The sequence below is a fragment of the Nonomuraea sp. NPDC049028 genome, assembly GCF_043197735.1.
In the GTDB taxonomy this organism is placed as follows: Bacteria; Actinomycetota; Actinomycetes; order Streptosporangiales; family Streptosporangiaceae; genus Nonomuraea.
Map to the genome: position 1 here is coordinate 292,239 of NZ_JBICTR010000008.1, position 19,963 is coordinate 312,201.

A 19,963-nucleotide genomic window follows, 5' to 3' on the forward strand; every position below is an offset into this window, starting at 1 on the left:
AGCCACTCCTTCACCCGACGGTCTGGGGAGAACGGCGAGGAGCCGCCCCCAAGGACCGGGGACGGCTCCACTCAGGTGGGCGATGTCATCTACGCCCAGGATTGTTCGACGATCCAGCTCACGTCGTTGGCCCATGAGGTGGCGCTGTCGAAGGCGTTAGAGCCGCCGTTGCTGGCGATGTAGACGATGTTGTTGTAGTGGCGGATGAACCGGGTCGGGAAGTTGTAGGAGGCGAGCGAGGAGCCCTGGCCGCTCTTGCCGGCCTGCGGGCAGAAGGTGGCGTCGGCGGCGAACAGCGAGCTGCCGTCGTTGTGCTGCCGGTACAGCTGGTAGTTCTGGTGCCGCAGGAAGTCGCCGGGGTAGTTCCTCGACTCGAACGACACGCACGAACCGCTGGCCAGGCCGCTGCGTACGATCCACGAGGCGTCGCTCTTGTCGAGAGACGAGCTGCCCGAGGTGATCACCGACGTGATGGCCTGGTCGTTCTGGTGCCGGATGTAGCGGTCGGTGCAGCAGGCCGTCGTCGCGCGCAGCGAGATCGACGAGCCGGGGGTGAGCGTTCCGCCGGGGTTGCCGCCGCTCGACGGCGCGTATCCGGCGGCGACGATGCCGGCCTGCACCGAGTTCTCGGTGGCGTCCGACGGGTAGCCGGAGGTCATCACGCCCTCGTAGAAGGTGCCGGCGGAGCCGTTGCTGTTGTCGCCGCCGATCCCGAGGATGATCGCCCCTTCCTTCTTCATCGGGTTGTAGCCCGCGACGTTGGGGCGCGCTCCGTTGTAGTACGTCGACAGGTTGCCCGACTGCGCGTTGCCGGCCCGGATCGACCAGTGGTTCGGCTCGCCCTTGATGATGGCGGTCAGGAACCGGTGGTTCACGGTCGGGTCGTTCGCGTTGTAACCCGGGTTCACTCCGGAGAACAGGCCGTTCTCGAGGTCGGCCATGACCCAGGGGCCGTTGCCCGTGCCGTAGCCCCAGACCTTGATGTTCCCGAAGTAGATGGCCTCCATGGTGCCGTTGCCGTTGTCACGGCTGTTGGTCTCGGCGTTGCCGTAGTCGAAGCAGCAGCCGCCGTTGTAGTGCGTGCCGTCGAAGACCGCGTACATCCCCTCGGGCTGATCTCCCTTCGCGACGCCGTTGGTGTTGTTGTTGCGGTAGCCGGTGCCAGGAGCCACGTACACGCCGTACGCCTTGTGACCGTTGATCATCGTCGGCGCGGCGGTCGCGTTCGCGAGGTTGTCGTACCCGCCAGGAGCCGGGCCGGAGAACCCGCCGGGGGGCGCCTGGGTGAGGTTGTTACCGCGACCTGACTGGTCGTAAATGATGGTGATGAGGCAGGTCGTACCCGCGCAGAACGAATCCTGGGTGGCGGCGTTGGCGTATCCGCCCGCGCTCAGGAGGCCGATGTTCCTGGTGGTGTTGTCCGAGGTGCGGCGCACCTGGTAGAGCGAGCCGTTGTAGGTGCCGTACAGGGCGCGGGTCGTGCTGTGCGCCGCGACGCATGGGGTGCCGCCGGCGGCGTAGATGTCACACGACAGCGATGTGGCGGCCTGGGACGGCGTGGAGACCCCGGCCAGGAGGCCGGCGGCGAGCGCGACGGCCGCACCGGCGGACAGCAGGACCTTTTTAAGCTGCCGTAATTGGGACCGAACAATCATGATGAACCTCTGCCTTTCAGGGGGGCGTCGCTATATTCCAGGCACAGGTCATTAAACGAAAGACGCGAAGGACGCCGCCGTGCGACTGTGCGCACAGCGACATGCCTGCCGACCTGCGACATTGCGACAGGGACGGAAAGGAGGTTACATTGTTAGCGCTAACATTCTTGCGTGCTATAAGACCTCCAGAGACGCGCTTATGGGGTGACTGGCTCACTATGGATCGGAAGCCTATGTTGCGTCAAGGTTTCGGCGGAGTTATGAAAACGCGGCGCGGCCAGAACGATCACAGCTTGTCGCCCTAACAGCCGGGCACCCCTACCGCTTTGTCTGGTGATGCCGTGCACACGGCCGGCTCCTCCACGTGGACCGGGCCGCCTCGATCTTTGGTGACGAACGCGATCGCGAGGGCGACGAATGCCGCCACGATCACGCCGTAGGTCCATGCGCCCGCCTTGTTGTTCAGCGCCAGACTGGCGATGAAACCAACCGGCGGGGCGCCCAGCCCGAGGATCAACATGGCTATCCCGCACACCAGGAAGAGGATTTCGTTCGCCGATGTGCCCTCGGTCACGGTGAAGCCGTACGAGAACGCCAGAACACCCAGGGTGGGTGTGCCGATGAGCCATAGGAGACCGAGAAGCAGGAGCGCTGTCCCGCCCTTCGGCTGCTGATCCGGCTCCATGATCGGCTCCGTCATGCCTATTGGTCGCCGACAGCAGCTGGCGAGTTCGAGATCTGTCGCAAGGGTTGCCGAGCCGTTACCGATCAGTGGAGCGGTTGTCGTAGGTTCCGCGGGCCGCGACGGTCAACCCAGCGCGTCCTCTGCACGCGGTCGGTCGGCCTGGGTCGGGTACGAGGTGGTGGTCCAGTGCTGGCCCAGGCTCAGGTGCGCCAACCAGCGGGGATCGGTTACCCACACGTCGTAATCGGTTTGGACCAGCAACTCTTCGTCGGTGAACCAATGCAGGTCGTAGCGTCTGGTTGGCAGGTTGGCGATGTCCGTCTTTGTAAATGACACGTTCTTCGACATCACGGCTTCATACCGCTCGATGAACCGCCAGGTGTTGCCATCAACCCAATCGTCGTCGAGGATCTCATCCAAGCTGACCTGCTCGCCCAGCGGACCGGCATCCTCGACCTCGTCCCATAGCACGCGTAAGAAGAAGCTCGTATCTCCATCCAACAGCGCCTGGTCGTACTCATCGGCGTCGTAATACGTGACGAAGACGCGCAACCGGACCCGCCGCTGCCCCGGTTCCAGCGCCATCACGCGAATTCCGTACAGGTCTGTACTCATCACATTCCCCGTCACGATCAAGGGCCACCGGCGGCAACGCGAAGAGCCAGTCATGACGACAGAGCTGGTCGACCACTACAGGCACTCGAAGGCGTTGTCCCTACCCGTCGAGGCACCTGTAGCCCTTGCCGTCCCAGCAGTCGTCGGCCGCCGAAGCAACAAACATGGTCACGCTATAACGTCCCTCGACCGACACGGCGACAACCCGCTGCCCGAACTTCTTGGTCAGGTCGTATGCCTCACACCGGTCCGCTGGGCAGTCTCGAGAGCGTTCGGAGGCCGGACGGCTGCTCCACCCCGCCTTCACAAAGGCCGCGACAGCATCCTTCGGCTCCGCCTTCTCAAGGTTGACATCAACCCATGAACCGTACGTAGATGAATCGCAGTCGCTCATATCCTGCATGGACGCGACCAGCCCCGCCTGAGAGAAAGTGGGGCCCAATGCCTCCCGGACAAGGGCGTTCTCGTAATCCGCCCGTTTCTGACACAGTCCCCCGCCGGTAGCCGTGTCCCAGAACCCTCCGCAACCCGCAAGGAAGACCGTGCTCAGCACGATGAGAACTAGTGTCAGCCAGCTCTTTCTCGCCGTTCCCAGTGCCGGATGTAAATTGATCACTGCGCCAGTCAACCACAGACCAGCGCAATTGACGCTTGCTCCCGCGAGTCGAACACTCACATCACCGGCCTGGCCGTCACGCATTGCGCATGGCATGAATGATTACGGCTAATTCCGGAGCTGGGTGCCTCCGCGGAAGGCATAGGTTTGTCTGTCGCTGCCGCTACAGTCGGCGGCGTGCCATACGACCCTGCGCCGCTTGAGCAGCTCACCGCCCTTGTTCCCCCGCCGCCCTCACCGGTCTTCGGCGTTCGTGCCTGGGATGAGGTTTTCGCGGATATCGGGATGCGGCTTCCGGATGATTACGTCGCTTTCATAGAACGCTACGGGAGCTGCGACTTCGCTCGTTGGTTGTATGTCTGCGACCTGCGTCTGCTCACCAAAGAGCGATGTGCTGGGTTGCCTGAGGAAATGGACTACTACCGAGACCTCAGAGAGGACTCTCCCGAAGACTTCACGCTCGCCATGTGGCCCGAACCCGGGGGGTTCTTCCGCTGGGGCAGCACCATCGACGGCGATGACATCGGCTGGTTGACCTTAGGCGAGCCTGAAGCCTGGCCGGTGATCATCGTTCCGCACGAGGCCGGGCAAGAGCCGCCCATCGCGGAGACCATGACCGAGTGGCTGGTGGGTTGGGCCTCCGGTGCTCGATACGACACAAGTGGGTTCGCGCAAGGCACCGAAGGCCATCCGCTCGTCTGTGAGCCGCTGTCATAGGGAGTCAGGTGGCAGACAAGCCCAGACCGTACCGGAGCGGAGAAGGCGCTAGATCCCGGCCAGCTCAAGGTCGGTGCCGCCGGCGCGGATCCCTTCGGCGGCCGCCTCCGTAAGTGTGGCGTCGGTGATCACCATGTCGAAGGCGCTCAGCGGCGCGACCCGGTACATCCCGAAACTTCCGTACTTCGACGACCCGGCCACCAGCACCGAGCGTGACGCCGCTTCCATCGCCGCCTGCTTGATCTCCACCTTGGCGGCGGCCGGGGTGGTGACGCCGCGGATGAGGTCCCACGAGCCAGCGCTGATGAAGGCCAGGTCGAAGGCGAGCTGCCGTACGGTGGCCGCGGCCAGCCGCCCCACGCTGGAGCGGTTGTCGGGCTCGACCTGGCCGCCGGTGTGGATGACGGACAGGTGCCTGGCCGCCTGGAGCTCGTCGACCGTGGTGAAGTCGTTGGTCACCACGGTCAGCCTCTCGCGCGGCAACAGGAACGCGACCATGGACAGGATGGTCGTTCCCGCGTCGAGGTAGACGGTCATGCCGTCCTTCACCAGCTCGGCGGCGGCCCGGCCCATGGCCCGCTTCTCAGGCTGCTCGATCAGCGACTTGTCATGGAACGTCGGCTCGGTGTGCACCTGGTGGGCGATGCGTACACCGCCCGGGACGGAGAAGACCCGCCCCTGCCGCTCCAGCTCCGCGATGTCGCGCCGCACCGTCATGTGCGAGACGCCGAAGATCTGGGTGATCTGCTGGACGCTCAGCACACCCTCGCGCCGTAGCTGCTTGAGGAGCCTTTCGCGGCGCTGGTCCGGGATGAGTGGAGGCTCCTCCGGGGCGGTCATCGTGCTTTCCCTCCCTGGTCGGTCCACAGGCAGTGGTGCGATTTAACAGAAGCTAGTCATCGATTCACATCTACGTCAAGTAATGTACTTTATCTTCACATCAACGCTGTCGTCACACGCCCGGAGGGCTGATGCCGTACCTAGGGGCCGTCGCCGATGACTTCACAGGAGCGACGGATCTCGCCACGATGCTGGTCGCCCGCGGGTTCCGCACCGTGGTGGCCGTCGGTTCCGGCGGCCTTGTCGACTCCCAGGCCGATGCCGTGGTCGTGGCGCTGAAGTCGCGCACGGCGCCCGTCGCCGACGCCGTGCGCGACTCGGTGGCGGCGCTGGAGGCGTTGCGCGCCACGGGATGCGAGCGCTTCTATTTCAAGTACTGCTCGACCTTCGACTCCACACCCGAGGGCAACATCGGCCCGGTGGCCGACGCGCTGCTGGACGCCCTCGGCGAGACGCGTACGGTGGTGGTGCCCGCCTTCCCGGCGACCGGCCGCACCGTCTATCGCGGCCGGCTGTTCGTCCACGACGACCTGCTCGACGAAAGCCCCATGCGCGACCACCCGCTGACGCCCATGCGGGATTCGCACCTCGGCCGCCTGCTGTCCCCTCAGACGCGGCGGTGGGTGCACTTCATCGGTCACGACACGGTACGGGCAGGCGCCTCGCACATCCGTACGGCCCTGAACGCCCAGGAGGCCGACGGCGCGCTGACCGTCGTCGACGCCACCACGGACGCCGACCTGCGCGCCATCGCGGCGGCCACCGCCGACCTACGGTTGGTGACCGGCGCGGCCGGTCTGGCGCTCGGCCTCGAACGCGAACCTGGACGCGAACCTCGGCTCGGACCTTGACACCGACGCGGGCCTGGGCACGGACGCGAACCTCGGCCCGGACCTTGATACCGACGCGGACCTGGGCACGGACGCGGTGCTCGTGGAACGCGCGCTCGCCCGGTGCGCGGCCGACCTGGTGGCGGCCGGGGCCCACCACCTGCTCGTGGCCGGTGGCGAGACATCGGGAGCCGTGGTCACCGCACTCGGCGCCCGGACCCTGCGCATCGGCGCCGAGATCAGTCCCGGCATGACCTGGTCGCGTACGGAAGCGCGGTTGAACGAACGTTGCCTGCCGATCAACCTCGCCCTCAAATCCGGCAACTTCGGGGAGACGGACATCTTCCCCACCGCATGGGACAAGCTGTCGTGAGCGCCGAACTGATCGAAGCGAGCGCCCACCTGGCCGCCCTCGGCCTGAGCCCTGGCTCGTCGGGCAACCTCAGCGTCCGAGAGGGCGACCGCCTGCTCATCACCCCAACCGGCGCCGACCTGGCCGCCCTGGACCCCGAGGGGCTGTCGGTCCTGGACGAGCACGGCACGCACGTCGCCGGGCCCATGCCGTCGAAGGAGTTCCCCCTGCACCTCGCGCTCTACCGGCGCGATCCGGCCGCCAAGGCGGTCGTCCACCTGCACTCACGGCACGCCGCGGCCGTCGCCTGCCTGCCGCCGTGGTCACCGCGCAGCGCGATCCCGCCGCTCACGCCGTACTTCGTCATGCGGGTCGGACAGACGCCACTGATCGGGTACGCCGCTCCGGGGGACACGGCCCAGGCCGGGGCACTGGAACGGCTCGACTTCCCGTTCCGGGCCGCACTCCTGCAGAACCATGGCCCGATCGTGACCGGCTCGTCGATGCGCGCGGCGGTGGAGGCGGCCGTCGAGGTCGAGGAGGTCTGCGCGCTGCTCCTGCTGCTCGGCGACCGTGAACCCCGCCTCCTCGCCGACGCGGAGATCCGCGAGCTCACCGGCAAGTACGGGACTCCCTGGGGCGCGGGCGCGGACGAACATGGGCCCACGTCTTTGCGGAAAGATGTGACGCATGTTCGGCACGCCGCTGTCCGCCCGGCTTGAGCGTTCCAGCCGGATCCTCGTCGCCGGCGCTGGCGGAGGCTTCGACGTGTACGCCGGGTTACCCCTGGCCCTGTCTCTTCGGGAGGCCGGCAAGGAGGTGCACCTGGCGAACCTGTCGTTCAGCCACCTCGACGCCCTCGACCTGGGCGTCTGGCTGTTCGAGGACGTGGCGGAGATACGCCCGGACACCGCGACCCGCGACTGGTACTTCCCCGAGGGCTGCCTGGCCCGCTGGCTGGCCACGCACGGCCAGCCGTCGACTGTTTACGCCTTCCCCAAGGTCGGCGTCCGCCCGCTGCGCGCCGCGTACGCCAAGCTCGCCGAGCACCTCGACCTGGACGCGGTCGTCCTGGTGGACGGCGGCACCGACATCCTCATGCGCGGCGACGAAGCCGGCCTCGGCACCCCAGCCGAGGACATGACGAGCCTGGCCGCCGCCCACGCTCTCGACGTCCCCGAGAAGATCGTGGCCTGCCTGGGCTTCGGGGTGGACGCCTACCACGGCGTCAACCACGTACAGGTCCTGGAGAACCTGGCGGCCCTGGAACGCGACGGCGCCTACCTGGGCACGTCGTCGGTCTCCAGGTCCACGAAGGCGGGTGCGCTCTATCTCGACGCCGTCGCGCACGCCCAGGCCGAGCTGCCGACGTACCCGAGCATCGTGAACGGCTCGATCGCGGCGGCCGTACGCGGCGAGTTCGGGGACGTGCGCTTCACCGACCGGACGAAGGGCAGCGAGCTGTTCGTCAACCCGCTCATGGCCATCTACTTCGCCGTGGACCTCGACGCGCTGGCCCGGCGCTCGCTCTATCTGGACCGGCTCCGGGACACCGAACTCATGCGCCAGGTCGTCTCCGTCATCGAGACGTTCCGCGACGAGGTGACACCCCGTCCGCCAAAGGCGTTCCCGCACTAGGGACTCCGGCCCGAGCAAGTCGTGCTGTCCAACGGGAGTGTCGAACTGATGGGTCGCGACGTCCGTCTTCACACGCCGAGCTGTGGTTGCTGCGACTTCGACGATCGACCGTACAGCTCGCGGTACGCCTCGCGTAGTTCGACGACTTCGGCCAGGCCGTGCCCCTCGATGCCCGCGATGACCTCCTGGGCCCGCCAGTAGTTCGAGGGTACGAGTAGGCCGCTCATGACCGCCTGGAGGGTGATGTGACCAGCCTCTCCCGGTTCGTCCGTGGCGAGCAGGGCCAAAGCCAGATCGAGCCGAGCGGAGGCGGCTCTGCGCGGGCGCGGCCCACCGTCCTCCGTGGACTCCAACCGAGCGAGTACCTGCCGTGCGTAGCCCACGGCCGCAGGATCGCCCAGCCACGATAGCGTCGTCGCGGTGTATGCCTCGCTCTTGGCGGGGTCATATCGGAAGTGGTGCTCTGGCTGGTCCGGGATAGGCATCGGAGAGACCATCTGGTGAATCCGGTTCAGCGCGGCCCTGGTCTCGGTTCCCTTCCCCATCCGCGCCCACGCCCGGCCTTCCTGCCCGGTCGCCTGGACGTAGGCCGAACTCCTGCGCGGAGCGACGTCTTGCGCTCCCTGGGAGAGGATCATCGCGTGCTGGTACTCGCCCTCGGTGAGAGCCTGCCACGCCTCTGTTTCCAGGCACCACGCCTTGATCTCGGAGTGCTCGGCGTGGCCGGCCAGCTGTCCGGCGGTCCGCAGGCGTGCCGCTGCAGCGGGGTATTGCCGCAGGTCGATGTGGCAGGTTGCCGCAAGCAATGACAGCCAACCGCCGGCCACGAGCAGGCGTCGATGCTCGGCGATGGTCTTCTTGCCGTCGAAGAGCCGCACGACGTACTCCAGGTGCCGCTTCACTCGTACAAGCAGCTGGCCCGGAGGCGTGCGAGGGTAAGCCGACGACAGGTCATCCACGGCGAGTTCCAGCCGTTCCAGGGTCTCCCGGCCGACGTCGCTGGCCCCCGCTCGACGGGCGAGCTCGATCGCGTCGATCTCGTCGCCGAGGTACGTCGCTTCGTCCTCGTCGTGGAAGAGAGCGTGTTCGCTCAACCCGTACACGCGGCAGTACAGCTCGGCGTACTCATCGTCCGGCCGGTGCTTCCCGCACTCGTGGTCCCGGATTCTGCGAATTATGCTCTCCGGCTCAGGCAGGACCCTGTCTGCGACCCTGGACAGTTGCCGGGCAAGATCCCGTTGAGACCATCCTCGCCTGGTCCGCTCGATGCGTAGCCGACCGGCCCAGGCCGGAACCTTGCTCATCACACGCACCTCCGGGGGACGAGCGGACACAGGCGGATGGCAGGGTGCGCCACCGGTGTCCTCTCCCGCAGTCGTACCACAGGCGAGTGTGATGGAACCGTGCACTGGGACACGAACAACCGCGACGCGATGACCGACACCGGCGCGCACGCGCTCATGGCCACTGACCCGAACGTCCGCGAGGTCGTTGCCGATGCCGCTCTCCTGCTGGACCTCCGCGGCCGTCAGCTCTCGGTGCTCCGCAACACCTATCCGGGCTGGGACATCGACTATGAGAGCGATGCGTCCGGGCGGATGTGGTGGACAGCCGAGCTCCGCAGGACGCTCACTTTGGAGATGGCGACGGAAGGCGTCATGCGGATCGTCCGGCAGGAGGACGCCATCGCGCTCGCGTCCACGCTGGCCTGGCAATCAGCCCTCTTGCACAACACGCGGTCAGGCATCAGTCCGCCGAACACCCCGTCCACTAGTGACCCCCCTAGTCCCCCGTTACGCTGCTCCGCATGAACAAAACGGCCATGATCGAGACCTGGCGTCGTCTACTGGACCCCGCCAAGTCCTGGGTGCTCTTCGCCAACGGAACCTGCGTCATCTTGATGGAGCCGACCGACGATCTCGGCCAGCAGGCGACCTCGCTCTTACGGGAGTACGGTCCCGTTCACGCGGGCACCCCGGCCGGAGACTTCGACATCGTTGACCTGGACGACGCACCCGGTTGGGCCGTAACCGGCCATCATCCCGACGTTCTCACGTACGTCGATCCCAGCGAGTTGGAGAACCACGATGATCTCACGGTCGGCCTCTTCGGCCGTAGCAAGCGCGATCAAGACGGGCACGATTTGATCGTCATTCACATCGAAGATAAACACACCGCCTGAGGCAGAGCCAGATTGAGATCTCCCTTGGAGCCCTAACCTTCGGCTGACCAGCTCACCCCCCACAAACCGGCCCCATCGTCCATGGAAATCCATGACTCTCCGTAGCTGTTGTTAGCACACCCGTTAGCAAGATCAACTGCGCGCTCAGCCCGGATCGGTCACACTGGAGGCATGGATGCGAAGGGATACGGAGAAGTCCGCCCTTACGTCATGCCCGACACGTTGGAAGAGCTCACCGGGCCCGTCAGGGGTGTCATCGTGCTTCCCCATCACCTCGGCTGGGGACCAAGGCGTAGCTGCGACCTGGAGCAGACCGCCGATGCCCAGCTGATGTATATGCGGGTGATCCGGGAAAGTGCCACGCCGGATGACCTGCGGCGCTTCCTGAACGCCTCGCTCCTGCGGGCCCTCTGGCCCGAGTTGGTCCTGCCTCCACAGGTTCGCGCCCTGTGGACCAGCCGTTTCCCCGAACTGCAGCGTCAAGCCGCATAAATGGACAACTGCCGCCCGGGAAGTGCTGGCCCGGCTGCGGATGCTGCATCCACAGTTGACGCTGATATGGGGCGACAGCGCCTACGCCGGGGTTCTGGTGGGCTGGGTCCGCCGTTTCCTCCGCCTCACCTTGAAGATCGTGACCAAACGGCCTGGCCAGACCGGGTTCAAAGTACTCGCGAGGCGAAGGATCGTCGAAAGAACGCACCCCTGGATGATGAACGCCCGCCGCAACGTGATCTTCGAGCGCAAGCCCTCGCACAGCGAAGCTCACCTGACCGTAGCCGCGATCACGCTCATGACCAGGCGGTTGACCAGGAAAAGGCCGCAGGCGTGGACCCGGAGGCCGGCATCCACTCCGCAGGCCGCCTGAGAGCGCGCCGTTGCCCACGAGGCGGTGCCGTCGCCGCCCAGATCGCTCCTACATCGATCTGCGCGACAACTATGCAGAACCTTGGTGGGTACGTTGAGTGTGCCGTTCCGCCACTCGTTGATCACCAGTCGTCGGTGATGAGGTGTTTGGGCGGGGCCGTGATCTTGACAGGTTTTCCCCATCCTCGGTAGATGATGTTCATCGTCATGGTGTAGGTGTCGCCGCCCTCCGGCCGGGTGAACCTCATGATGGCGTGGAAGCGTCGCGGCAGATGGTCCGGGCCTACCCAGAGTTTCCAGGTGATCGGCCCGCCATACACGAACTCCTCCTCCCGGGTGCCGAAGTACATCCCAGCCTGCCTCTCATCCAGCTTGGGAACCGTCACCGTGCCACTGTGAAGGGTCGTCTTCGCTCCCTCGAAAGTTCCGCCGTCGGTGCTGGTTGTTCCGTGGGAGGCGCCCAGTTTGAGGAAGCCCGGGTTGATCCCGTTGATCAGGTCCTCTCCCCAGATGACCCCGGGGAGGTTCCGCCCGCCGTAGGTCCATTTCCCCACTGTCGAAGGCGACTTCCAGGTGTACTTGCCGTCTTTGGAACGCACGTAGGCCTGCGAGTAGAAGTCCGGGCCGATGCTGATTTCCCGGGACCGGCCTGTCCCTCCTGGTTCATGGGAGATCGTCGTGGTTTCGGTGGCGTACACGCCTGAAGCACTGAAGCGGTACGCACCGGACGCCCTGATGTCCCAGGTGGCTGGGGGCCCGCCGCGTCGCTTGACGGAGAAGCGCACGCTGCTTTTCTTCGCGAACTGCTTCTTGATCGCTTTAACGACCGAGTCGAGAGTCTCCGATTCGGGTGCCGCGCGCACGGCGCCGCCGGGAATCGTGACGCTCAGCAGGCTGGCCACCACCAGCACGACGCTCATGCGTTTCATGCGCCGATCATCACAGAGGATGATCTCCATCTCATCACGGCAAGGCGCTGGGCTGGCCATCATCCGACTGTTGCGTTCACCGGTTGCTAGAAAGCCCCACGGGCCCTCCTGGCTGACGGGAAACGATCGCTTCCGTCCGTGATATGCGATGAATTGCCCCATGGGCCCATCGGCAATTCAGCTCCACTAGTGTGCACTCCCCAACTACAGCTGACTGATCAACGGTGCAGGTTCAGAGACAACCTCCCAGAGGTCTTGGAAACCGGGGAAGAACGAGCTATCGGAAAAAGACCCAAGCCGAGTTCGGCAAGGCCGGAGTGACCGGCACCGACGTCAGGGACGTCGCCAGCCCCGAGACCCCTGACGATCCCCCGCGTTCCTCACGTTCAAGGGCCGGACGGACTGCCAGGGCTGGATCAGTCCCGCTCCCGAGGGGAAGACCTGGGTGCTCCTCTCCGAGGACGAGAAGACCCGTCCCTTCCTGCATTCCGGCGGGATCGATCTCGCCGGTCCAGAGACGCTGAAGGCGATATTGGGCACAACTGATATCAAGCGACCCGGCGGCACCTACGACAACACCCGTACTACTGTCTACCAGGGGACGCTCACTTTCAGCCAGCTTTACAAGGCGTCGGCCGCGTTCCGGGCTCAGCACGACGGGAAGTACGCAAAGACCGAACTCTCGTGGCGGCTGTGGCTCGGAGAGGACCAGTTGGTGCGCAGGGTCCGTACCTCCCTGCCCGAAGGCTCGGCAAGCGCCTGATCTCCCACGTCGTCGACGCTCGCCTGACCGGGTGGGGCGCCAAGACAGACATCGCGGTCCCCTCCGCCGACGAGACAGCGGGACCGGACGACTGGAAAGACTCCCGGTACTGAACCTCGCCGCCGAAAGACCCATGTCAGCTCGATCCCGAGATCGTCCTATAGTCAGGCCAGTTCCGGCGTGCCCATCAGCTTGCCGAGATCGGTGACCGCCGTCCGGAGTTGGCCGGTCAGCGACTCGCCGTCGTCCGTGGACCAGCCGAGGGCGTACCCGGCCCTGGCCCAGTTCGCGGTCAGTGGCGGAAGGCGGCAGCCGGCCGCGGCGAGTTGCCGGACGATCTTGACGTCCGGCAGGCCGGCGAGCACCTCCACCGGGGCGACGTTCCGGCGGACGATGCCGGAGGCCAGCAGAAAGCGCACCTCGGCCCGGCGGGCGCGGGGTGGGCGGTCCGCCGCGAGCGGCCGGCCCAGCGCCAGGTGCGCCTGGTCGAGGTAGAGGTCGCGGCCATGCACCGCGGACACCAGTTCGGTGATGTAGTCGCCTGCCGGTCGTATCGTCCCCTCCAGCAGGACGGGGCGGCCGCCGTCGAGCTTCACCTCGACGTGCAAGATGGCCGATTCGACCTGCCAGGCGGCGATCAGGTCGTGGACGAGCGCGCTGACGGCGGCGTCGGGGCGTTCGGCCTGGTCGGTGGTGTGGGCGACTTCGAGAAAGCCGGTAGGGCCACCTGTCTGCTTGCGGGTCAGCGAGGAGAAGACCAGCTCGCCGCCCCGCACCACGGCCTCGACGCTCGCCTCCGCTCCGGGCAGGTACTCCTCCACGATGCCGGTACGGCTCGGCGAGATCGCCCGTACTCGCGGCCACCGGTCCAGCGCCTCTTCGACACTGTGTACGGCGAACACGGCGGCACTCGCGGAGGCGTCCGGCGGCTTCAGCACCGCGGCCTGGACTCCGGCGGCGAAGAAGCGGACGAGATCGTCGGGGCCGGTGACGGCCGAGTGCCGGGGGCCGGTCAGGCCGTGCCGCTGACCGGCCCAGCGCTGGCGGATCTTGCTGCGGGCGATGCGCGCCGCGCCGACTCCCGGACCCGGCAGGCCCAGTTCCCGCGCCACTGTCGCGGCGGTGATCAGCGATCCCTCGGCCAGCGTGGTCACCCCGTCGTGGCTGGCCGCCATCCGTACTAGTGACTCCACATCGGCCTTCTCATCGCGGACCTCGACCGGATGGAAACGATCGACGGCGTGCTCGAAACCGCCGCCGCTGACCCCGTCCGCGAGGGTGACCGACAGGCCGGCGCGCAGCCAGGTGGAAAAGGCCCACTCGCGGCGCGGGTCCGCACCGATGACGAACAACCTCACTGGCCCGCACTCCTAACTATGCCGATGACGAACAACCTCATCCGTCGGCGCTCCCAACTGTCCGGCCCGCGCTTTCGGCGAACCGGTCGAGGTTTGCGATGGTGCTCTCCCAGAGCGCGAGGACGTCCGCCTCGCTGTAGCGTTCGGGCTTGTACCGCAGGGCCGCCCGCAGGCCGCCGACGTCGTCTTCCGACCAGTACGTCAGGAGAGCCCCGTCCGGCCGGCCGAGGTGGACAGGGAACTCCTCGATCTCGGTGCCGGCGAAGGCGGCCTGGCGCAGGGCGGGGCCCATCCGCCGTGGCTGGGCGTTGAACGAGATGTACGGCAGCGACATCGAGTGGGTGAACCATTCCGGCACGGTGTCCGCGACGACCAGCGCCCATGGAACGCGCGCCGAGTCCAGCGCCGCGACGACCGCCTCGCGGAACGACCGCAGCTGCTCCTCTGGATCGGCATGCCTGCCCCGGTTGACGACGGCGACCTGGTCGGCGAACCAGCCCACCGAGCCGTGCAGGTCGGGGCGGGGACGACCGGCGACCGCCATGATCGTCGCGGCGGGGAAATGACCACCCAGTTCGGCCGACGCCGCGTCCAGGGCGGCCAGGACGAGCTGGAGCCGGGTCAGCCGGAACCGCTTCGCGGCCGGCAGCAGGCGCTCGTACGAGTCCACGTCGAGCTGCCGCTCGATCCGCGGGACATCGGCCTGGTCAGCAGGCCCCTGGTCGGCGGTCCCGCGGCCGACGGGCCTCCGCTCGGCGGTCCCCCGGTCAGCAGGCCCCCGGTCGGGGAGGAGAACGTGCCGCGTGAGCTTCCGGCGCAGGTTGAGGCCGGCTGTGGACTCCAGGTAGTCGTTCTGGCGTTCCACCCAGCCGACGTACGCGGCCGGCGCCGGGGGCAGGTTCCCGGTCGACGCACCGATCTCCAGGTCGTAGAGCCGGTACAGGTCGCCCAGGAGGATCCGCCGCGACCACGCGTCAGAGACCAGGTGGTCGGTCACCAGCCCGAGCAGCGTCTCCGCGGCATCCGGAAGCGGGATGGCGACCAGCCGGGTCAGCGGTCCCCGCTCTATGTCGAACGGCCGCTCGGCCTCCCGCACCAGCGCCTGCCGAGCGTCGGCGAGGCGCGGCAGCCGTACCAGGTCAACCGGGTCGGCCGGGTCCAGCCGCCACAGCGGCTTGTGCGGGTCGAAGGACGTGAGCAGGATCGGGTGCCGCCGTTGCAGCCGGAGCCAGGCCAGGTTCAGCGCGGAGAGGTCCAGTGAACCGCGTACGCGCAACGCGGAGATCGTGTGCTGCGGCCGGTAGAGCCCGGCCTCCGCGTCCTCGACCAGCCGGAGCAGGCGGCTGCGCTGGGTCCACGACGGGGTGATCGGGCCGGTCACCCGAGGCTCCGGTCGGCGAGGTAGCGGGAGATCTCTTCGACGGTGGGGTGGTCGAAGACCAGACCGTACGGGATCTCCGCTTCCAGCGCGTCCTCCAGCCGGGCGGCGATCTCCATCGCGGACATCGAATCGACGCCGAGCTCGAAGAGATCCGCGGTGAGCGAGATCGATTCGACGCCCAGGACCCGTCGGCAGGTTTCGACGACCAGCACGTTCCCCCCAGATTCGCTGGGCTTAACCGAGGCCGGGGCCAAGGCCGGGGCCGGGGCGCTGGCCTGGGAGCGCAGGTCTGTGCGGTCGATCTTGCCGTTCGGCAGCAGTGGCAGGTCCGTACGTACGACGAACTCATCCGGAACCGCCGCGGCCGGCAACTCCCGCAGAACCGCCTCCCGCAACACCCGAACGGGCGGCACGGCCGGATCCCCCACGAGATAGGCGACAAGCCGTGCATCGCCCGCGACGACCACGGCGGCCTCCCGGACGCCGGCCACACCGCGCAGCACCCGTTCGACCTCCGGCAGCCGCAGCCGGACACCGCGCACCTTGACCTGCTGGTCCAACCGGCCGAGCAGATGCAGCAACCCTCGCTCGTCCCACCGCCCCAGGTCGCCGGTGCGGTACACCTGCTCACCCGTGGGACCCGTCTCGAACGTACTGTCCGTGCCGAGGTAGCCCAGTGACCGATACGGCGTTGTCAGCACCACCTCGCCGACGTCATCGGGCTCCCAGGACCCCGGCCGCAGTACGCCGACCGAGCACCCGGGCAACGGCCGCCCGACCGGCAACGGGCCGGTGCCCGGCTCGTCGGACACTTCGAAAGCGCACTGGGCAAGGGTGGTTTCCGTCGGCCCGTACAGGTTGACCACCCGGCAGCCGGGCGCCACCCGGCCGCGCCAGTCGTTCACCAGCTCCGCGTGCAGCGGCTCCCCGGCGAAGAAGGCGACCCGCAGGGTCGGCACGGCGGTGTCCACGGCGGCGGTCGCCAGCCACCGCCGGACCAGCGACGGAACCGTGTGAACCAGCGTGATCCCGTACGTCCGCGCGAACGAGAAGACCCGTCCGGCGTCCCGCGACCGCGATCCCGGCAGGCAGAGTGTGGCGCCGCTGATCAGCGAGGTGAAGATGTCGCGCAGCACCACGTCGAAGGACCAGCTCGTCAGTTGCGCCATACGGTCGCCCGGCCCGACCTCGAAGGTGTCCCGCTGCCAGCGGAAGAAATGGGCCAGCGAGTCGTGCGCGCCCAGCACCGCCTTCGGACGCCCGGTGCTGCCGGAGGTGAAGCAGAGGTACGCGGGCGAGCGGGCGTCCAGCTTGGCGGGCTCGGCAAGCGGCGCCACCTGGTCCGGGACGGCCATCGGCCGGGTCTGCCCAGGCTCGAAGAGGCCGTCCGCGCGGACCAGAAAGCGCGCCACGCTGGTCATAGAGTCACGGAGCTCCGGCGACAGCACCGGATCGATCGGGAGGATCACGCAACCGGCGTAGAGCGTGCCACGGCATGGCGGCCCTGGACGCCTTGGGCCGCGTGTCGACAGACTTCGCCGTCTCCCTGCTCGACCAGGGCTTTGTTCCGGCATACTCGACCCTGCTCGGCCCAGACCAGCCGTGGACGATGGTCCCGGTCACCGCCACCGAAGGCGGCCGCCTCAACGACGGCTTCCGCGCCGCGGTACGACTCAGACACCGCTAAGCACCCTGTCCAAATCACACTATTTCCCCACAAGTTACATCTGGTCATTACCATTTCCCGATGTGTCCCCTGAGCATCACCACACGACAGCCGTCTTCGTCGACCAGAGCGGTCGCCGGCGACGACTGATCATGATCGGCTCGATCGCGTCCGGCGTGCTGGCCCTCGCGCTGCTCGCCGTCGTCATCGGCGGCTTGTTCTCCAACACGACGCTGTCGGTGACCGGGTGGCCGGGCGATCAGAAGGGCGGGATGGGCAGCACGGCTTCGCCCGACCCTTCACCGACGCCTCGGACGAGCCGCACCAAGCGACCCACCCCTTCGGTGACCCGCATCTCGTCGCGGCCCACTCCAAGCAGCACCCGGTCCGCCGTACGGTCGCAGGACCCTGCGACCGTACGGACCCCGTCGTCGTCGCCCAGCGTGAAGCCGAGCACGGAACCGGCACCGGAGCCGACCACCGAGCCCACGGTCGGGCCCACAGTCGAGCCCACCGACCTACCCCCGGGCCAGAACAAGACGCCGCCGGGGCTCGACCCGGACCGGACCAAGGGGCCGAAGAAGTGAGCGACCTGGCCGACCAGGGCAAGCAGGTCTGGCCGCGTCCGGCGGTCGCCGCCTGGCAGGATCCCACTTCGGCCCAGGCTGAGCAGGACCGACCGATCGCGCCCACGCCCCCTTCCGCCAAACGAGCCGACCCAAGAGGGCACTGGTTCCTGCTGGCCATCGGCATGCTGCTGGCGGCCGGCGCCCTCGTACTCAACGGGTACGTGACCAACGTCGTCGGCGAGACTCGCGCCGCTCCGCCCGCCACCGACCACCCTTCCGCACAGCTGGCGGAGATGCGGCGGGGCGGACCCGTGCTGAACCTCACGGGCAGCGAGCCCTCCAGCGCGCACCTGCCGAACAAGACGATCGCTCTCACCTTCGATGACGGCCCGGACCCCGCCTGGACGCCGGCGGTGCTCGACGCCCTGAAGAAGCACGGTGCCAAGGCGACGTTCTTCGTCGTCGGCTCGAAGGTCGCGAAATACCCCGATCTGGCTCAGCGGATCGTCGCGGAAGGCCATGAGCTGGGCAGCCACACCTACACGCACGCCGAGTTGGCGACGGTTCCCGGATGGCGGCTCAGGCTGGAGCTGTCACTGACGCAGAAGGCCCTGGCGGGAGCGACCGGGCTGCACACCGCTCTGGTCCGCCCGCCGTACTCCTCCACGCCCGAAGCGATCACGGGCCCGCAGTGGGAGAGCATGAAGGCGCTGGCGGCCGAGGGGTACCTCGTCACGCTGACGGATCTCGACACCAAGGACTGGAGCCGCCCCGGCACGCGGAAGATCGTGACCTCGTCGCTTCCGGCCGGGGGCCGGGGCGCGATCGTCATGATGCACGACTCGGGTGGCGACAGGCGGCAGACCGTCGAGGCCGTCGATCTGGTCCTGAAGGAGATGGCGGGCAAGGGCTACCGGGCGGTCACGGTGACCAAGGCCCTCGGCATGCCACCGGCACAGCAGCAGGCCGGCGGAGTGGACCGGTTCGTCGGCTCGGCGTTGAACGTGGCCCAGCGCGTATCCGGATGGTTCACCGACGCGCTGATGTGGGTGCTCGTCGCCGCGGGCGCGCTCACGCTGGCGCGGCTGGTCTTCTTCGCCGTGCTCGCGTGGGTGCATGCCCGCCGTACCAGAGGTGGAAAGCGGCGAAGGGGACGCGCGCCCGCGTGGCCCGCGCCCCCGCCGGTGACGGTGATCGTGCCCGCCTACAACGAGGCGGCGGGGATCCAGGCGACGGTACGCTCACTGGCCGACACCACCTACCAGGGCCGGTTGGAGATCCTCGTCATCGACGACGGTTCGACCGACGCGACCGCCGAACTGGCCGCCGAGCTGGGATTGGCCAACGTACGGGTGATCCGGCAGCGCAACGGCGGCAAACCCGCGGCGCTCAACACGGGCATCGCGGCGGCCGGGCACGAGCTGCTCATCATGGTGGACGGCGACACCGTCTTCGAACCCGCGACGATCGGCCACCTGGTACGCCAGCTCTCCGACCCCACGGTCGGCGCGGTGAGCGGCAACACCAAGGTCGGCAACCGGCGCGGCATGATCGGGCGCTGGCAGCACATCGAGTACGTCATCGGGTTCAACCTCGACAGGCGCGCCTTCGAGCAACTCGACTGCATGGCGACCGTACCCGGCGCGATCGGGGCGTTCCGGCGCTCGGCGCTGGTGGCGCTGGGCGGCGTCAGCACCGACACGCTGGCGGAGGACACCGACCTCACGATGGCACTGTGCCGGGCCGGATGGCGGGTGGTCTACGAGGAGAAGGCCCTGGCCTGGACCGAGGCCCCGACCACGCTCGGCCAGCTGTGGAAGCAGCGCTACCGCTGGTGCTACGGCACCATGCAGGCGATGTGGAAGCATCGACGCGCCGTGCTCGACCAGGACCCGTTCGGCCGCCGCTGCCTCGGCTACCTGGCGCTGTTCCAGGTGCTGCTGCCGCTGCTCGCACCCGTCGTCGACCTCATGGCGATCTACAGCACGGCCGTGGGCGATCCCCTGCCGGTGGTCGCGGTGTGGGCCGGGTTCGTCGCGGTGCAGGCGGTGACCGGCTGGTACGCGCTCCGCCTGGACGGCGAGCGCGCCTCGGCCCTGTGGGTGCTCCCTTTGCAGCAGTTCGTCTACCGCCAGCTCTTGTACCTCGTGGTGATCCAGTCATTGGCGACCGCGGTGCTGGGCGTACGGCTGCGCTGGCACACAGTACGCAGGGAGGGCACGTTCAGCGCACCCACCGCTCCCGGTCTCTTGCGCTGACGGCTTGACTCTTCCTCTGTGGGAGACCCCATGCTGCACACACCG

The 19,963-nt window shown here is 67.6% G+C and carries 23 protein-coding genes; 13 read left to right on the top strand and 10 right to left on the bottom strand.

Features of this window, described 5'->3' with window-relative positions; translation table 11 throughout:
• Window positions 1-89 precede the first annotated feature (89 nt).
• The 4 genes from ACGFJ2_RS31770 to ACGFJ2_RS31785 all read right to left on the bottom strand — a co-directional run bounded on the left by ACGFJ2_RS31770 (window position 90) and on the right by ACGFJ2_RS31785 (window position 3,571).
• Window positions 90-1,655 (bottom strand): alpha-L-arabinofuranosidase B, encoded by a 1,566-nt coding sequence (locus ACGFJ2_RS31770; protein ID WP_393474513.1) that lies wholly within the window; start codon window positions 1,653-1,655, stop codon window positions 90-92.
• A gap of 301 nt (window positions 1,656-1,956) precedes the next feature.
• Complete coding sequence (locus tag ACGFJ2_RS31775) at window positions 1,957-2,340, bottom strand: hypothetical protein (protein WP_357959690.1); 384 nt, start codon at window positions 2,338-2,340, stop codon at window positions 1,957-1,959.
• 123 nt (window positions 2,341-2,463) lie between these two features.
• Window positions 2,464-2,955, bottom strand: coding sequence for a hypothetical protein (locus ACGFJ2_RS31780; RefSeq protein ID WP_357959688.1), 492 nt, complete (start codon window positions 2,953-2,955; stop codon window positions 2,464-2,466).
• A gap of 100 nt (window positions 2,956-3,055) precedes the next feature.
• Window positions 3,056-3,571, bottom strand: coding sequence for a hypothetical protein (locus ACGFJ2_RS31785; protein ID WP_357959685.1), 516 nt, complete (start codon window positions 3,569-3,571; stop codon window positions 3,056-3,058).
• A 177-nt stretch (window positions 3,572-3,748) separates the two neighbouring features.
• Here ACGFJ2_RS31785 and ACGFJ2_RS31790 point away from each other — a divergent pair, with 177 nt between their 5' ends.
• On the top strand, window positions 3,749-4,288 hold the full coding sequence (locus ACGFJ2_RS31790; RefSeq protein ID WP_357959683.1) for an SMI1/KNR4 family protein: 540 nt from the start codon (window positions 3,749-3,751) through the stop codon (window positions 4,286-4,288).
• A 48-nt stretch (window positions 4,289-4,336) separates the two neighbouring features.
• On the opposite strand, the gene ACGFJ2_RS31795 is transcribed toward ACGFJ2_RS31790, so the two are convergent.
• Window positions 4,337-5,128: a DeoR/GlpR family DNA-binding transcription regulator gene (locus ACGFJ2_RS31795; RefSeq protein ID WP_393474518.1), complete on the bottom strand. Its 792-nt coding sequence runs from the start codon at window positions 5,126-5,128 to the stop codon at window positions 4,337-4,339.
• Between the two features lie 131 nt (window positions 5,129-5,259).
• Between ACGFJ2_RS31795 and ACGFJ2_RS31800 the strand changes: the two genes are divergently transcribed.
• From ACGFJ2_RS31800 to ACGFJ2_RS31815, 4 genes are all read left to right on the top strand, one after another.
• On the top strand, window positions 5,260-5,979 hold the full coding sequence (locus ACGFJ2_RS31800) for a four-carbon acid sugar kinase family protein (RefSeq protein ID WP_393474521.1): 720 nt from the start codon (window positions 5,260-5,262) through the stop codon (window positions 5,977-5,979).
• Between the two features lie 82 nt (window positions 5,980-6,061).
• The gene (locus ACGFJ2_RS31805; RefSeq protein ID WP_393474524.1) at window positions 6,062-6,331 is read left to right on the top strand and encodes a nucleotide-binding domain containing protein; all 270 of its coding nucleotides are present in this window, start codon (window positions 6,062-6,064) and stop codon (window positions 6,329-6,331) included.
• Complete coding sequence (locus ACGFJ2_RS31810) at window positions 6,328-7,032, top strand: class II aldolase/adducin family protein (protein WP_357959672.1); 705 nt, start codon at window positions 6,328-6,330, stop codon at window positions 7,030-7,032. Before ACGFJ2_RS31805 ends, ACGFJ2_RS31810 begins: the two co-directional genes overlap by 4 nt.
• Complete coding sequence (locus ACGFJ2_RS31815) at window positions 7,001-7,948, top strand: DUF1152 domain-containing protein (protein WP_357959669.1); 948 nt, start codon at window positions 7,001-7,003, stop codon at window positions 7,946-7,948. The genes ACGFJ2_RS31810 and ACGFJ2_RS31815 overlap by 32 nt, the downstream gene beginning before the upstream one ends.
• A 68-nt stretch (window positions 7,949-8,016) precedes the next feature.
• Here the strand turns inward: ACGFJ2_RS31815 and ACGFJ2_RS31820 are convergent, their stop codons facing one another.
• Window positions 8,017-9,252, bottom strand: a complete 1,236-nt coding sequence (locus ACGFJ2_RS31820; protein ID WP_357959667.1) for a helix-turn-helix transcriptional regulator — start codon at window positions 9,250-9,252, stop codon at window positions 8,017-8,019.
• Window positions 9,253-9,351: 99 nt separating this feature from the next.
• Between ACGFJ2_RS31820 and ACGFJ2_RS31825 the strand changes: the two genes are divergently transcribed.
• From ACGFJ2_RS31825 to ACGFJ2_RS31840, 4 genes are all read left to right on the top strand, one after another.
• Window positions 9,352-9,759, top strand: a complete 408-nt coding sequence (locus ACGFJ2_RS31825; protein WP_357959664.1) for a hypothetical protein — start codon at window positions 9,352-9,354, stop codon at window positions 9,757-9,759.
• An 11-nt stretch (window positions 9,760-9,770) separates the two neighbouring features.
• Window positions 9,771-10,130, top strand: coding sequence for a hypothetical protein (locus tag ACGFJ2_RS31830; RefSeq protein ID WP_357959661.1), 360 nt, complete (start codon window positions 9,771-9,773; stop codon window positions 10,128-10,130).
• Between the two features lie 171 nt (window positions 10,131-10,301).
• Window positions 10,302-10,622, top strand: a complete 321-nt coding sequence (locus tag ACGFJ2_RS31835; RefSeq protein ID WP_357959658.1) for a hypothetical protein — start codon at window positions 10,302-10,304, stop codon at window positions 10,620-10,622.
• Between the two features lie 22 nt (window positions 10,623-10,644).
• Window positions 10,645-10,995, top strand: a complete 351-nt coding sequence (locus ACGFJ2_RS31840; protein ID WP_357959655.1) for a hypothetical protein — start codon at window positions 10,645-10,647, stop codon at window positions 10,993-10,995.
• 121 nt (window positions 10,996-11,116) lie between these two features.
• Here the strand turns inward: ACGFJ2_RS31840 and ACGFJ2_RS31845 are convergent, their stop codons facing one another.
• Entirely contained in the window at window positions 11,117-11,953 is an 837-nt protein-coding gene (locus tag ACGFJ2_RS31845; RefSeq protein ID WP_393474530.1) for a hypothetical protein, read from the bottom strand.
• Window positions 11,954-12,368: 415 nt separating this feature from the next.
• Here ACGFJ2_RS31845 and ACGFJ2_RS31850 point away from each other — a divergent pair, with 415 nt between their 5' ends.
• Entirely contained in the window at window positions 12,369-12,686 is a 318-nt protein-coding gene (locus tag ACGFJ2_RS31850) for a hypothetical protein (protein ID WP_357959649.1), read from the top strand.
• A gap of 164 nt (window positions 12,687-12,850) precedes the next feature.
• Here ACGFJ2_RS31850 and ACGFJ2_RS31855 read toward each other — a convergent pair whose 3' ends face one another.
• From ACGFJ2_RS31855 to ACGFJ2_RS31865, 3 genes are read right to left on the bottom strand one after another with little or no spacing between them, the layout of a single operon-like run.
• Window positions 12,851-14,044, bottom strand: coding sequence for an acetyl-CoA carboxylase biotin carboxylase subunit family protein (locus tag ACGFJ2_RS31855; protein WP_393474533.1), 1,194 nt, complete (start codon window positions 14,042-14,044; stop codon window positions 12,851-12,853).
• Between the two features lie 37 nt (window positions 14,045-14,081).
• Window positions 14,082-15,425 carry a condensation domain-containing protein gene (locus tag ACGFJ2_RS31860; protein ID WP_393474536.1) on the bottom strand — a complete coding sequence of 448 codons (1,344 nt, stop codon included), beginning with the start codon at window positions 15,423-15,425 and terminating at the stop codon, window positions 14,082-14,084.
• Window positions 15,422-16,894, bottom strand: a complete 1,473-nt coding sequence (locus ACGFJ2_RS31865; protein ID WP_393474539.1) for an AMP-binding protein — start codon at window positions 16,892-16,894, stop codon at window positions 15,422-15,424. The genes ACGFJ2_RS31860 and ACGFJ2_RS31865 overlap by 4 nt, the downstream gene beginning before the upstream one ends.
• A gap of 26 nt (window positions 16,895-16,920) precedes the next feature.
• Here ACGFJ2_RS31865 and ACGFJ2_RS31870 point away from each other — a divergent pair, with 26 nt between their 5' ends.
• From ACGFJ2_RS31870 to ACGFJ2_RS31880, 3 genes are all read left to right on the top strand, one after another.
• Window positions 16,921-17,112 carry a hypothetical protein gene (locus ACGFJ2_RS31870; RefSeq protein ID WP_393474542.1) on the top strand — a complete coding sequence of 64 codons (192 nt, stop codon included), beginning with the start codon at window positions 16,921-16,923 and terminating at the stop codon, window positions 17,110-17,112.
• Between the two features lie 62 nt (window positions 17,113-17,174).
• Complete coding sequence (locus ACGFJ2_RS31875; protein WP_358202347.1) at window positions 17,175-17,678, top strand: hypothetical protein; 504 nt, start codon at window positions 17,175-17,177, stop codon at window positions 17,676-17,678.
• The gene (locus ACGFJ2_RS31880) at window positions 17,675-19,918 is read left to right on the top strand and encodes a bifunctional polysaccharide deacetylase/glycosyltransferase family 2 protein (RefSeq protein WP_393474545.1); all 2,244 of its coding nucleotides are present in this window, start codon (window positions 17,675-17,677) and stop codon (window positions 19,916-19,918) included. The genes ACGFJ2_RS31875 and ACGFJ2_RS31880 overlap by 4 nt, the downstream gene beginning before the upstream one ends.
• The last annotated feature ends 45 nt before the right edge of the window (window positions 19,919-19,963 follow it).